Source organism: Methylobacterium sp. AC832, assembly GCF_979256025.1.
On record NZ_CEEDMV010000002.1, the window covers coordinates 25,062 to 38,796 of the forward strand.

At 67.2% G+C, this 13,735-nt stretch carries 14 protein-coding genes; 7 read left to right on the plus strand and 7 right to left on the minus strand.

Going from position 1 to position 13,735, the window contains the following annotated elements; translation table 11 throughout:
- Positions 1-107: 107 nt before the first annotated feature.
- From AC0IXR_RS07370 to croR, 6 genes are all read right to left on the minus strand, one after another.
- Complete coding sequence (locus AC0IXR_RS07370; RefSeq protein ID WP_471760289.1) at positions 108-1,313, minus strand: ABC transporter permease; 1,206 nt, start codon at positions 1,311-1,313, stop codon at positions 108-110.
- A complete protein-coding gene (locus AC0IXR_RS07375; protein ID WP_471760290.1) occupies positions 1,310-2,287 on the minus strand; it encodes an ABC transporter ATP-binding protein in 978 nt (325 codons plus the stop codon). Before AC0IXR_RS07375 ends, AC0IXR_RS07370 begins: the two co-directional genes overlap by 4 nt.
- An 11-nt stretch (positions 2,288-2,298) precedes the next feature.
- Positions 2,299-2,685: a DUF2141 domain-containing protein gene (locus tag AC0IXR_RS07380; RefSeq protein ID WP_461235750.1), complete on the minus strand. Its 387-nt coding sequence runs from the start codon at positions 2,683-2,685 to the stop codon at positions 2,299-2,301.
- A 38-nt stretch (positions 2,686-2,723) separates the two neighbouring features.
- Entirely contained in the window at positions 2,724-4,331 is a 1,608-nt protein-coding gene (gene crtI / locus AC0IXR_RS07385) for a phytoene desaturase family protein (protein ID WP_056425549.1), read from the minus strand.
- Positions 4,332-4,474: 143 nt separating this feature from the next.
- A complete protein-coding gene (locus AC0IXR_RS07390) occupies positions 4,475-5,311 on the minus strand; it encodes a TrmH family RNA methyltransferase (RefSeq protein WP_471760291.1) in 837 nt (278 codons plus the stop codon).
- 76 nt (positions 5,312-5,387) lie between these two features.
- Entirely contained in the window at positions 5,388-5,867 is a 480-nt protein-coding gene (croR, locus tag AC0IXR_RS07395) for a 3-hydroxybutyryl-CoA dehydratase (RefSeq protein ID WP_056425543.1), read from the minus strand.
- 179 nt (positions 5,868-6,046) lie between these two features.
- On the opposite strand from croR, the gene AC0IXR_RS07400 reads away from it, so the two are divergent.
- From AC0IXR_RS07400 to AC0IXR_RS07410, 3 genes are all read left to right on the plus strand, one after another.
- Positions 6,047-6,658, plus strand: a complete 612-nt coding sequence (locus AC0IXR_RS07400; protein ID WP_207411186.1) for a cation efflux transmembrane domain-containing protein — start codon at positions 6,047-6,049, stop codon at positions 6,656-6,658.
- 64 nt (positions 6,659-6,722) lie between these two features.
- Complete coding sequence (locus AC0IXR_RS07405; protein ID WP_311274601.1) at positions 6,723-7,574, plus strand: metallophosphoesterase; 852 nt, start codon at positions 6,723-6,725, stop codon at positions 7,572-7,574.
- A gap of 118 nt (positions 7,575-7,692) precedes the next feature.
- On the plus strand, positions 7,693-7,914 hold the full coding sequence (locus AC0IXR_RS07410; RefSeq protein ID WP_056425532.1) for a hypothetical protein: 222 nt from the start codon (positions 7,693-7,695) through the stop codon (positions 7,912-7,914).
- Between the two features lie 3 nt (positions 7,915-7,917).
- Here the strand turns inward: AC0IXR_RS07410 and AC0IXR_RS07415 are convergent, their stop codons facing one another.
- Positions 7,918-8,295: a 4a-hydroxytetrahydrobiopterin dehydratase gene (locus AC0IXR_RS07415; RefSeq protein WP_207411184.1), complete on the minus strand. Its 378-nt coding sequence runs from the start codon at positions 8,293-8,295 to the stop codon at positions 7,918-7,920.
- 343 nt (positions 8,296-8,638) lie between these two features.
- On the opposite strand from AC0IXR_RS07415, the gene AC0IXR_RS07420 reads away from it, so the two are divergent.
- From AC0IXR_RS07420 to xoxF1, 4 genes are all read left to right on the plus strand, one after another.
- Entirely contained in the window at positions 8,639-9,619 is a 981-nt protein-coding gene (locus tag AC0IXR_RS07420) for an ABC transporter substrate-binding protein (protein ID WP_471760293.1), read from the plus strand.
- Between the two features lie 58 nt (positions 9,620-9,677).
- Entirely contained in the window at positions 9,678-10,415 is a 738-nt protein-coding gene (locus tag AC0IXR_RS07425; protein ID WP_419952672.1) for an ABC transporter permease, read from the plus strand.
- Positions 10,396-11,145: an ABC transporter ATP-binding protein gene (locus tag AC0IXR_RS07430; protein ID WP_471760294.1), complete on the plus strand. Its 750-nt coding sequence runs from the start codon at positions 10,396-10,398 to the stop codon at positions 11,143-11,145. Before AC0IXR_RS07425 ends, AC0IXR_RS07430 begins: the two co-directional genes overlap by 20 nt.
- A 704-nt stretch (positions 11,146-11,849) precedes the next feature.
- Positions 11,850-13,652 (plus strand): lanthanide-dependent methanol dehydrogenase XoxF1, encoded by a 1,803-nt coding sequence (xoxF1, locus tag AC0IXR_RS07435; protein WP_419952660.1) that lies wholly within the window; start codon positions 11,850-11,852, stop codon positions 13,650-13,652.
- Positions 13,653-13,735: the final 83 nt, after the last annotated feature.

Below are 13,735 nucleotides of genomic sequence, written 5' to 3' on the forward strand. Positions count from 1 at the left end.
AACGCGCTAACCGGTCGCGCCGCCGGAGTTATCGCCCATTTCAAGGCCGAGAGCGGGGATTGCAGGTCCGGGTCGGCCAGTTCTAGGCTGGAGTGACGTCCGCAGGCTTACACCACCCGGCGCGCCACCAACCCCACGGCGGCCACGAGGCCCAAGGCCGCCACGGTGATCATCACCCCCCAGGCCGGCATGGCCGCGGCCATGCCTTCGCCGAGCGCCGTCTGATAGGCTTCGATCGCCCAGGCGTTCGGGGTGAGCCAGCCGACCTGCTGCAGCCAGGGCGGCATCAGGAAGCGTGGGACCATGCTGCCGCCCACCGCCGAGAGCAGCAGAACGCCGAAGGTGGAGGCGAGATGTGCCTGCTGGCGGGTATTGGCCGCCGCGCAGGCGGCGAGCGCCAACCCCGCCGCCATGGCCGAGACGAGGAACGAGGTGACGATCCAGGCCGGCCAGTGCGGGCCGATCTCGACCCCGTAGACCAGGGCGGCGGCGGCGAAGATCAGCCCGGCCTGGACCACGCCCTGGATCACCAGGAACAGGAACTTCCCCACCACCACCACGGCGAGCCCTCCGGGCCCGGCCATGAGCCTGTCGGCGAGGCCCGATTGCCGCTCCTCCACCAGGGACATCGCTCCCTGCATGGCCGCGAACAGCAGGAACACGGCGGTGATGGCGCCGGCATAATAGCTCACCCGCTCGTTGGTGCGGCCCGAGGCGGTGCTCTGGCGTTCTACCAGGGAGGCGAAGGAGAACGGCTCCTTGCGGGCGCGCTGCTCGGCGAAGGCCGAGTTGAGGAAGGCGCGCTCGTCCGGCCCGATCTTGCCCGACCGTTCCACGTCGGCGACGATCCGGGCGAGGACCACGTCAGGCAGGGCCTCGTTGAGGATGCGCTGCAACTGGCCGAGCGCGATCGGCGTGGCCAGTGCCCGGGCGGGGTTCTCGATGAGGATCACCGGCTGGGCGGCCTCGGGCGGGGCTCCGGCCACGGGTGCGTCGAGGTCGCCCCGAAGGACCAGGGCGGCGTCCACGTCCCCGCGCCGGACCGCGCTCGTCGCCCCGGCGAGATCGGTGGCCTTCAAACGCTCGATGCGCAGGGAGGTGTCGGCCTCCAGGGCCGCCATCAGCCGCTCGGTGGTTGCCGTGCGGGCGAGGTCGACGAGACCGAGATGGATGCGGATCCGGTCGCCGATGGCGCCCGAGAAGATCGCGGCGAAGATCATGAAGATCACGGTCGGCAGGACGAAGGCCATGACCAGGGCGGCGCGGTCGCGCCGCAGGCTGATCAGCATCACCCGGAAGGCGGCGGTGATCATGCCTCGTGTCCCGCGTGAAGGGGCATGGCCCGGCCCGGCCCGGCCCGGTCGAGGGCCTCGCGATAGATCGCGTCCAGGCCCGGTGCGCGGATGCGGATTTCCCCCACCGGCACGCCTTCCGCCCGCAGGCTGCCGAGGAGCGCGGTCCCGTCGAGCCCGGCCCTGTGGCTCGCCCTCCAGGTCAGTCCGGTATCGATAGGGGTGAATCCCGCCCGGCGCAGGGCGGCCACGGCGTCCGGGCCGGCAGGATTGGTGAGCGCCACCTCGTGCTCGGGCACTTCCGCGCGGATGCGTTCGAGGAGGAGGGCGAGCCGGCCTTCATGGATGAGCCGCCCGTCCGCCAGGATGGCGACCCGGTCGGCGAGGCGTTCGGCCTCGGCGAAATCATGGGTGGCGATGAGGATCGCGGCGCCCTGCTCCCGCAGGCGGGCGAGCACCGCATGGATCGCGGCGCGCGCGTGCAGGTCCACTCCCTGGGTCGGCTCGTCGAGGAGGACGAGGCGCGGCCGCGCCATCAGGCTCGCGGCGATATTGGCCCGGCGCTGGTAGCCGCCGGACAGGTGGCCCACCGGACGCCGCGCCACCTCGCCGAGATCGGCCAGATCGAGGGCGGCCTGGACCGCCGCCTTGCGTTCACGCCGGCCGATCCCCGAGAGCTGCGCGAAGACGGAAAGGTTCTCTGCCACGGTGAGGCGTGGATAGAGGGCGATTTCCTGAGGAACCCAGCCGATGGCGCGCCGTGCCTCGCGCTCACGGAACGGATCGGCACCAGCGATCCGCACGGTGCCGCTCTCCGGCGGCAATCGTCCGGCCACGATGCGCATGAGCGAGCTCTTGCCGGCGCCGTTCGGGCCGAGCAGGGCGAGGGTCTCGCCGGCCTCGATCCGGCAATCGACGCCCCGCAGGACCCGATGCCCGCGATAGGCGAGGACGGCGCCCCGGACCATGACCAGGGGCTCCTGTCCCGGACTCATCCTGGGCGGGTTCAGCGGGGTGGCAGGGCGCGGACGAGGCGCACCCGCAGGGCGAGACCCGGTTCGCGCACGACGACGCGCGCACGGGCGAAATCCGGTCGCGCGCGCGCCGCCTCGCCGGAAAAGCCATAGGGTTCGAGGGGAAGGCCAAGGCCCGTCCGGTCGAGGCGACGATTGCCGTTGAGATCCTGATAGGCCGCCACCGCGTAGGCGCCGGGTTCGATCCCCGTGAGGATCACCCGCTGGCTCCTGCCGTCGGCGGGAACGTCCTGCCCATTGCGACACTCGGTCTCCGACAGGCCGCCCTGGCAAAGGGCGACGTAGACCGTGCCGGCCCCCGGCTCGATTCCCTCCACCACGACCTCGACGGTGGCTGCCCGCGCGGGATCGAGAGGCATGACGAAGGCCAGCGCCAAAGCGGTCGCGAAGAAACGCCTCACGAAGCTTCGCCCGACGTGGCGAGCGGCTGGGTGGTGGGGATGCCGGCGGCCTCCGCGCCGACGCGCCCGGCTGAGAGCTCCTCGATGAGGAGACGGGCGGTGATGCGCGCGCCCTCGTAGATCACCGGCAGGCCCGAACCCGGATGCGTGCCGCCGCCCACGAGGTAGAGCCCTGGCCCGAAGCGGTTGTGAGGGCGGAAATACAACATCTGCATCAGGTCGTGGGCGAGGTTGAAGGTGGCGCCCTCATACACGAAGAAATCGTCCCGCCATTGCGACGGGTCGACGATACGCTCGTAGCGGATGCGATCCTCGATATCGTCGAGGCCGAGCAGCTTCAGCCGGTCGAGGACGAGGCGGCGGTAGCTCTCACGGGTGGAGGGCCAGTCGATCCCCGATTTCAGGTTCGGCACCGGCACGAGGACGTAGAGGCTGGTATGGCCGGCCGGCGCCATGCCGCCATCGGTGTAGCCCGCGTGCTGGACATAGAGGGAGGGCTGCATCGGCAGGGTGCCCTCGGTGATTTCCCGGATGTTGCGGGCGTATTCCTCCGACAGGAAGATCGTGTGGTGGCCCAGCGCCGCCGGCACTTTCCCCTCGATCCCGAGATACATCATGAAGGTCGAGCAGGAGAGGCGGGCCTTGCCGATCTTGGCGTCGCGCCAGCGTGGGCGATGCGTCTGCGGCACCAGATCCTTGATGACCTTGGCGAAATCGCCGTTGATGACCACCGCGTCGGCCTTCAGGGTCTCTGTCCCGCAGACCACCCCGGTGGCCTTCTTGCCATCGAAGATCACCCGGTCGACCGAAGTGTCGAGGCGGATGTCCACGCCCATGCGGCGGGCGAGCCCGGCCATCGCCTCCGACACCGCGCCGCAGCCGCCGACGGGATGGTAGACCCCGTGTTCGTATTCGAGGAACGACAGGATCGTGAACAGGCTCGGGCACCGGAACGGCGACATCCCGAGATATTTGGTCTGGAACGCGAAGGCGAGGCGGACCCGCGGATCCTTGAAGTAGCGCTGCAGGTCCTTGTCGACGCTGCGGCCGGGATGGAGATGGGGCAGGGCGGCGATCATGGCCGGGGAGGCCATGGCGCGCAGGGTGTGGAAGGCCTGTTCCAGCACGGGCTTGAAGAATTTCAGCTTCACCCGGTTGTCGGCGAAGAACTTCCGGACGTTCTTGGCGTCATCCGGGGCGATGCGGGCGATCTCCGCCTCGAGGCGCTCCATGTCACCGGTGGCACGGATCTCGCCCGAGACCCCGTTCCTGCCCTCCGCATCCTTGCCCTCGAACACGAGGTGATATTGCGGATCGAGCCGCTCCAGCTTGACGTGATCCTCGAGACGCTCGCCGCATGTCTCGAAGATGTCGGCGAGGATCTGTGGATAGAGGAAGAAGGTCGGGCCGATATCGAAGCGGTAGCCGCCGGGCGCCTCCACCGTCTTGGTCCGGCCGCCGACCGCAGGGTCCTTCTCGACCACCGTGACGTGGATGCCCGCTCGTGCGAGGAGCAGCGCCGTCGCCAATCCCCCGGGGCCGGCGCCGACGATGATGACGCGGCGTCCGGACAAGGTCCGCATGCCATCCCGAGACTGAAGCAACGCGTTGAACTCCTTCGGCGACAGGCCCCCTACGGCGGATCGTTCCTCCCGTAAGGGGTATCGAGATTCATTCCAAGCTCAAGGTCGCGGCGTCCGGAATCCCCGATGCACCGGCCTAGCTTGCCGCCTAATCTCGACCGGCATCACCAGCGGGACAATGGGTGCGGATTGTCGCGTGCCTGCATCGCCAGATGGTGGAGCGCCAATGCTCCCGCTGTCGCCACGTTCAGCGAGTCGAATCCCGGTGCCATGGGAATGCGCACTGTTCGGGCGCGCGCCATCAGGCCGTGCGACAGCCCCGGCCCCTCGGTGCCGAGGAGCAGAAGCGTGCGCGGCGAGGGCGGCAGGTCCGCGAGCACCGCCTCCCCGCGCGGGCTGAATGCCAGGGGGACGAGGTCGTTGGCCTGCGCGAAGTGCAGCATGGCCTCCGCCTCCAGCCGCGCGAACGGCACGATCAGCGCCGCGCCCGCCGAAACCCGGATCGCCTTGCGATAGAGCGGGTCGCAGGTGGCGGAATCGAGAAGGATGCCGGTGGCTCCAAACGCGGCGGCGTTGCGGAACAGGCCGCCGACATTGTCATGGTTGGTCAAGCCGACGAGCCCGACCATCGTGACGGGCGCCGGGGACGGAGGCAGGACGAGAGGTGGGGGCTCTCCGCACGAGGCCACCGCCATCACGCCCCGGTGGATCGGGAAGCCGGCGATGGCGCTCATCACCGCCTTCGAGGCCGTATAGACCGGCAGCGAAGCGGGCAGGGCGGCGAGCGCATCGGAGAGGGGCGCCAGGCGCTCGTGGCTGAGGAGCAGTGATTCGGCCGGGAAACGCGCGGCACCCGAGAGCAGGACCCGCAGGGTCACCTCCCCCTCCACGATGAACCGGCCCTCGCGGCCGATCAGATCGCGCTCCCGCATGGCGGCATAGGCCGCGATGCGGGGGTCGGAGGGGTCGTCGATGGGGATGGGTGTCACCGCTGGCCGCATCCTATGCCCTGGCAGATGATGCGCATGGCTGGGGCTGCCCCTCTTCCCGCATGCGGAAAGAGGGGTATGCGTGGCGCTACGCGTTCGCGGGGCGGCCGCCCATGCGGATGGCGAGCGGGTCGGCCTCCTCCTTGGTCGGGACCTTCACCAGGGCCTCTCCGTCGAGGACGACTTCACCCGCCACCGAGCAGGTGCATTTGAGCCGGGCGCGGCGGCGCTCGGGGACGAGCTCAGCCACTTCCACCGTCACCTGGACGGTGTCGCCGATGCGGACCGGCGCGCGAAAGTTCAGGGTCTGGCTGATGTAGATGGCGCCAGGGCCGGGCAGGCGGGTGCCGAGCACGGCCGAGATCAGCCCGGCCGTATACAGGCCGTGGGCGATGCGGGTGCCGAAAGGTGTGCGGGCCGCGAAGTGCTCGGACAGGTGGATCGGGTTGCGATCGCCGGTGATCTCGGCGAAGCCCACCACGTCGGAGGAGGCGATGACCTTGTTCAAGGTTTCGGACAATCCGACCTCGAGATCCTCGAAATACAGGACGCGCAGCTCTGGCATCATCGGTCGGTCTCCCCCCGTCTCACGTCGTACTCACGGGACTTGGCCCCGCATCCGACGTGTCGCGTCGCACAAGCGCTGCTGCAAATCCAGCGCAAGCACGCCGAAAATCGCGGCTCGACAGGCCTGTCGTCGTCGGTCCAAGAGGCAAAGACTTTTTCGAGAGCCGATCCTGAGAGCCGATGACCGACGCATCCACCCCGGCAGGTCACGCCACCCTGCGCCCGGTCGTCCTGCGGGTGGCGGGACTGAACCTCGCCTATTTCAGCATCGAGATCGCCGTGGCTTTGGCGATCGGCTCCCTTGCGCTCATCGCCGACAGCCTGGATTTCCTGGAGGATGCGGCGCTCAACCTGCTGATCTTCGCCGGGATCGGCTGGAGCCTGCGAAACCGGGCGCGGCTCGGCATGGCGCTGGCCGGCATCCTGCTGCTGCCAGCACTCGCCACCGCCTATGCCGCCTTGGAGAAGGTCTCCGACATGGCGCCCCCCGCGCCGCTGCCGCTCACCCTTGCCGGCCTCGGTGCCCTCGGCGTGAACCTCGTCTGCGCCATGATGCTGGCGCGTCACCGCGAGGGCGGGGGAAGCCTGACCCGGGCAGCCTATCTCTCGGCCCGCAACGATGCCTTTGCCAATCTCGCCATCATCGGCGCAGGCCTCGTCACGGCGCTCACCCTCTCGCCCTGGCCCGATCTCGTGGCGGCGGCCGGCATCGCCGTGCTCAACGCGGATTCGGCCGTGGACATCCTCAAGGCCGCCCGTGCCGAATGGCGCGCGGCGCATCCCGTCGCGTGAGAGCGTGCCCCGCCGCCCGGCCGCGCCGATGCCCGGCATCGCCAAGACGATGAGGTTCTGAAAGATGCGCCTGTTCCCGATCTCCGACCTGCATCTCGAGCGCCGGCGTCCGGAGACGATCGCGCGGCCGGCAGAAGCGTTCGACGTGCTGGTCTGTCCCGGCGATCTTTACGAGGGCCGGCCCGAACTCGGCCTCGCCGCCCTGCGACAGATCGCGCAGGGCCGTCCCATCGTGCTCGTGCCGGGCAACCACGAACATTATGCGCCGACGGGTGACCCGCGCACCGCGCCCGAACTGATCGCCGCCCTGGAGGCCGAGGTGGCGCGGATCAACACGTCGGGGGAGGGCGGTCCGGTCCACCTCCTCAACCACGGTGCCAGCGTCGTCCTCTATGGAATCCGCTTCGTCGGCACTACGCTCTGGAGTGACTGGTCGCTGGCCGGTCGCTGGCTCGACGAGACCATCGCCGGCCACCCGGCCGACCCCGTCGCCTTCGCCGCCGCGCGGATGACCGATCCGGTGACCGGTTCGCGAGAGTTTCGCGGTTCGATCCGCAAGGGTGACGGCACGGTCTGGTCACCCGCCGACGCCATGGCGGCGCATCTGGCCCAGAAGGCCGAGCTGACCGGCGCCCTCGCCGTGCCGCATCCCGGCCCTACCGTGGTCGTCACCCACCATCCGGCCAGTCCACTGGCGGCCGACGCGTTCCGGACCACGCCCGGCGTGCCCTGGTGGGTGCCGGCCTTCTACGCCACCACCGCTCTCGACGATCTCCCCGAGGCGAGCCGGCCCGATCTCTGGGTCTCCGGCCATTTCCACTCCGGCCACGACCTGCGCGTCGGCCGTACCCGCTGGGTCGCCAACCCGGTGGAGGGGGCGACTTACTCGGCCGAGAGGTTCGTCGATCTGGGGTGAAGGGCAGGCCTCGACTCTCCGATCGTCTTCGAGAGAGCGGGCTCACGCGAAACCGAAGCCCTCCGTCCGACGTAGAGGGCCGAGGGGGGCACGGCCCCGCCTCGCACCGGAGCCTGTCATGAACACTTTCATCGCCGTCGTGCTCGTCTGCGCCAACGCGATCCCGATCGAGGCCTGTTCGGACGACAAGGCGAGCGAGGTGCGCAAGGTCCGCGTTTCCAACGAACTCGGCTGCACCAACGGCTGGCAGGAGATCATCTCCCGTACGGATCTCAACGAGGAGATCGGTAAGACCGCCTATCTCAAGACCGAGTGCCGGAGAGTGAAGGAGGCGCGGTGAGCCCTACTTGTCGTACTTGATATAAGCGAAGCGCGCGTCGCCGGGCGTGCCCTCCAGGCCTTGGCCTTCCGTTCCAGGCTGCCAGCCCACGACCTCCTCGATCTTCTTCGCCAGGGCAAAATCCTTGTCGGTGATGCCCTTGGCGGCATGGTTCATCAGCCGCACTTCGACCCAGGCATAGGAAGCGGTGAGATCCGGATGGTGCCAGGCGGCCTCGGCGAGGTGTCCCACCGTGTTGATGACCATCAGCGTGCTCTTCCAGCTCGCTGTCTTGTAGGTCCGCCGGATCCAGCCATCCTCGTAGGTCCAGGCGGGCAGCTCGGCGCTCAAACGCTCCGCGATGGTGGCGTCGTCGATAACGTCTTCGCGTGATCCGGCCATGGCCTGCATTCCTGTTGGGTGAGGTGGATGTCATCCGACGACTGGATGTCGTGATTGGTACCGGAGGCATTCCGGGTCCGGACCCTGCCCCGAGCAGCGTAGTCCGGCAAGTTTTCCGGAGCTCGGGTTTTTCGGATTTCTCGCCCCCGGTCGTCTGAGCTCGTCACCTGCGGCCACTCGACCATGGCGCGCGTCGGTGGACGACGGAGATGTGAGACCCTATTAAATATAAGAACCGCCGGGCAGTCTCAGTGATGAGGCCGTCGAACGGCAAAATCCGGGCTTTCAAAATCCGGTTCCAAAATCCGGGCTTTCAAAATCCGGTTCCAGGGAGACGATGCTCATGCTGTCACGGCGCGGATTGCTCGCGACGGCGGCGCTCTGGCCCATGGCCGGCGCGGTGGCGGCCGCATCGGCGAGCGTGCGCGTCGGCAGCCTGCCCTTCGGCACCGTGTCCTGGGAGGCCGCCATCATCAAGGCGCGCGGCCTCGACACGGCCAACGGCTTCACCCTCGACGTGGTCAAGCTCGCCGGTAACGACGCCGCCCGCATCGCCTTTCTCGGCGGTCAGGTCGACACCATCGTGGGGGACCTGCTCTGGGCCGCCCGCCTCGGCAACGAGGGCAGGGCGATGCGCTTCATCCCCTATTCCACCACCGAGGGATCCCTGATGGTGCCGCCCGGCAGTTCCATCGCAGGCCTAAAGGATCTCGTCGGGAAACGCCTCGGAATCGCCGGAGGGCCCCTCGACAAGAACTGGCTGCTGCTCAAGGCTCAGGCCAAGGATGCCGCCGGGATCGATCTCGAATCTCAGGCGCAGATCGCCTATGGCGCGCCGCCCCTCCTGGCACTGAAGCTGGAACAGGGAGAACTCGACGCAGCCCTGCTCTACTGGACCTATTGCGCACGGCTCGAGCCCAAGGGGTTTCGTCGCATCATCGGCTCCGACGACATCATGCGCGCCTTCGGCGCCACCGGCTCCATCGCCCTCATCGGCTACCTGTTCGAAGGGAGCACGGTCTCGGGCAAGGCCGAGGCGATCGCCGGCTTCGCCCGCGCCTCGCGCACCGCCAAGGAGATGCTCGCCAACGACCCGTCCGCCTGGGAGGTGGTGCGACCGCTGATGTCGGTCGATGACGAGCCGACCTTCGAGGCCCTGAAGCGGGACTTCCTCGCCGGCATTCCGCGCCGGCCCATCGCCACCGAGCGCGGCGACGGCGAGCGCCTGTTCGGCGTTCTGTCCAAGCTCGGCGGCGAGCGCCTCGTCGGGGCGGGGACGACCCTGCCCCCCGGCCTGTATTTCGACGGGGCCGGAAACGGTTGAGCCGCTGCGGCCTCTCCGATCGGCACGGCGGACATTGATCCGGCCCGGCTCCAACGCCATGGGGGTGGCGACCCGGCTCGTCTCCGTCCTGCTGCTGCTGGCGGCTTGGCAGGCGGCGGCAAGCCTGGCGGGATCGCGGCTCCTGCCCGCACCGCTCGCGATCCTCGATTTCATCGTCAGTGAATCGGCCAGCGGCGACCTCTGGCGCAATGTCGGCATCACCCTCACGCGGGTGGGCGTCTCCTTCATGATCGCCATGGGGCTCGGCGTGCTCCTCGGGATCGCCCTCGGACGCCTCAAGGGCTTGAACCTCGCCCTCGACACACCGCTTCTCATCCTGCTCAACACCCCCGCCCTCGTCATCACCGTGCTGGCCTATATCTGGGTCGGCCTCAACGAAGGGGCCGCGGTGCTGGCCGTAGTGCTCAACAAGCTGCCCAACGTGGCGGTGATCGTGCGGGAGGGCGCGCGGGGCCTCGATCCGGGGCTCGAGGAAATGGCGCGGACCTACCGGTTCGATCGCCGCACCTGGATCGCCCACGTCCTGGTGCCGCAACTGCAGCCGTTCGTCGTGGCCGCGGCCCGGTCCGGCCTGTCGCTGGCCTGGAAGATCGTGCTGGTGATCGAGCTGCTCGGGCGGCCGAACGGCGTCGGTTTTGCCATCAACTTCTACTTCGTTCAGAGCCTGAACGTGGCGGCCATCATCGGCTACAGCGTCGTCTTCATGAGTGTCATGATCGCCATCGACATCCTCATCCTCCAGCGCCTCGAAGCGTATGTCCGGCGCTGGCGCTGAGATGGCGGACGCTCTCTCCGTCTCCATCCTCCGCAAAGTCTACGGCGCCAATGGGCCGGAGCCGGTGGAGGCGGTGCGCGACCTCTCCTTCACCATCCGCCGCTCGGAGATCGCCTGCCTCATCGGCCCCTCCGGGGCGGGCAAGACCACCACCCTGCGCATCCTGCTCGGCCTCGACGACGCATACGAGGGCGCGGTGACCCCCGATCCGCGCGAGGCGGGGATCGCCATGGTCTTCCAGGAGCCTCGCCTCCTCCCCTGGCGCAGCGTCGAGCAGAACGTCCGCCTCGGCCTGCCCCGCCCGGAGCGGGGGCGTGATCTCGACGGCCTGTTCGAATCCCTCGGGCTGACGCCGTGGCGCAGCCGCTATCCGGGAAAGCTCTCCTTGGGCATGGCGCGTCGAGTGGCCCTCGCCCGCGCCCTGGCCCTACGTCCCCGCATCCTGGTGCTCGACGAGCCCTTCGTGTCCCTGGATGACAGGGCCGCCGCGTCCCTTCGGGAGATCGTGGTGGAGACGGTGGGGCGCGAGGGGATGAGCGTGCTCATGGTCACCCATAACGTCGCGGAGGCGATCGAGATCGCCGACCGGCTCCTGCTCGTCTCCGCGCGCCCAGCGAGCCTGCTCGCCGACGTGACCCTCGACCGGCCGCGCAACAGACGCGACCGGGCATGGTCGGAGGCCATGCGCGAGGATTTGGCGAATCGCTTTCCGGGCGTCATCGCCGCTTGAGCGGCGTTTACCGTCCTGCATGAGGCGCAAGATATCGCCGACGCAACATTATGCACATGCGCACAAGACGTAAGGCGCATGCGCGGCGCGCTACGTACTCATGCGGCGAGACAACGCAGCGCCCGATCCAATGGCGCCCAATCGATGTTTCCGCACATGCAGGGGGCACTCGATCTATTTTGCAAGCAAGCAAAATAATGCTTATTCCGAGTGATGAAACTTGCCCTTCCGTGGGACGAAGCGGTCGTTTCCACCAGTGTTCTCTGCTGCAACAGAGAGAATCTGGCATGCCAGGCTGATCGCATGCATGGAGTGCATAAGAAGCACCTGAGTCTTACAAATGCTTTTGTCTTTGAACTTGGCGATTTTGCAACGCAGCATTTCCTTGTGCAGGTGCATGGAATGCCTGCCGGGGAAGACATTCGTTCACCAGAACTTGATGCAGACCATGCTCAAGCTTGCTCAATCGAGTTGACGCCGCCGAGATTTTTCTTAGAGTTCATTCAAGCTTCGGTTCGGAGGGGCGCCGCAAAGGGGTAGCGGCGACCGGGAGAGCAGGCGGTGGTTGAGGCGAAAGTTTCGCGGAAACAACCGCTTAGGAGACTCTATCGAAGTGAACTATCCCTGTCGCAAATAACAGGTCGCGCAAACGGAAGCAGGTCGAACTGCTCTCCAGTTGTGTCAAAGACTTGTCGGAGGAATGCATGAGAGCGGTCCATCTTCTCGCACTCGGCGCTGGTCTGGTGGCTTCGGCCCCCGCCTTCGCCAACGACGACGTCCTGAAGCGCTCGGCCGATCCGGCCCAGCAGGTTCTGCAGACGGTCGATTACGCCAACACGCGCTATTCGAAGCTCGACCAGATCAATGCCAGCAACGTGAAGCAGCTGCAGGTGGCCTGGACGTTCTCGACCGGCGTCCTGCGCGGCCACGAAGGCTCGCCGCTCGTCATCGGCAACATGATGTACGTGCACACCCCCTTCCCGAACATCGTCTACGCCCTGGACCTCGACAAGGACGGCGTGATCGTCTGGAAGTACGAGCCCAAACAGGACCCGAGCGTCATCCCGGTGATGTGCTGTGACACGGTCAACCGTGGTCTGGCCTATGCCGACGGCGCGATCATCCTGCACCAGGCTGACACCACCGTCGTCTCGCTCGACGCCAAGTCCGGCAAGGTGAACTGGTCCGTCGTCAACGGCGACCCGAAGAAGGGTGAGACCAACACCGCGACGGTTCTGCCGGTCAAGGACAAGATCATCGTCGGCATTTCCGGCGGCGAGTTCGGCGTGAACTGCCACGTCACCGCCTACGACTCGAAGTCGGGCAAGAAGGTGTGGCGCGGCTACTCGCAGGGCCCCGATGCCGACATGATCATGGACCCGGAGAAGACGACGTCTCTCGGCAAGCCGGTCGGCAAGGATTCCTCGCTGAAGACCTGGGAAGGCGATCAGTGGAAGACGGGCGGCGGCTGCACCTGGGGCTGGTTCTCCTACGACCCCAAGCTCGACCTGATGTACTACGGCTCGGGTAACCCCTCGACCTGGAACCCCAAGCAGCGTCCGGGCGACAACAAGTGGTCGATGACCATCTGGGCACGTAACCCCGACACGGGTGCGGCCAAGTGGGTCTACCAGATGACCCCGCACGACGAGTGGGATTACGACGGCATCAACGAGATGATCCTCACGGATCAGAAGATCGACGGTAAGGATCGTCCGCTCCTCACCCACTTCGATCGTAACGGCTTCGGCTACACCCTCGATCGCGCCACCGGCGAGCTCCTGGTCGCCGAGAAGTTCGATCCGGTGGTGAACTGGGCTTCCAAGGTCGACATGGACAAGGGCTCCAAGACCTACGGTCGCCCCCTGGTCCAGGCCAAGTACTCCACCGAGCAGAACGGCGAAGATACCAACTCCAAGGGTATCTGCCCCGCGGCCCTCGGCACCAAGGACCAGCAGCCTGCTGCGTTCTCGCCGAAGACCAACCTGTTCTACGTGCCCACCAACCACGTCTGCATGGACTACGAGCCGTTCCGGGTCTCCTACACCCCGGGTCAGCCCTATGTCGGCGCGACGCTGGCCATGTACCCGGCCCCCAACAGCCACGGCGGCATGGGTAACTTCATCGCCTGGGACGGCGTCGCTGGTAAGATCAAGTGGTCGAACCAAGAGCAGTTCTCGGTGTGGTCGGGCGCCCTCGCCACCGCTGGCGACATCGTGTTCTACGGTACCCTCGAGGGTTACCTGAAGGCCGTTGACTCCAAGACCGGCAAGGAACTCTACAAGTTCAAGACCCCGTCGGGCATCATCGGTAACGTGATGACCTACCAGCACAAGGGCAAGCAGTTCGTCGGCATCCTGTCGGGTGTCGGTGGCTGGGCCGGCATCGGCCTCGCGGCCGGCCTGACCGACCCGAACGCCGGTCTCGGCGCGGTGGGTGGTTACGCTGCCCTCTCAAACTACACCAACCTCGGTGGTCAGCTGACCGTCTTCTCGCTGCCGAACTAATCGGTCGCACGAAGTCTGAGACAATAGGGTGCCGGCGCGGGTTTCCGCGCCGGCACCTTTATGATTAGATCGTTATTAAGAAC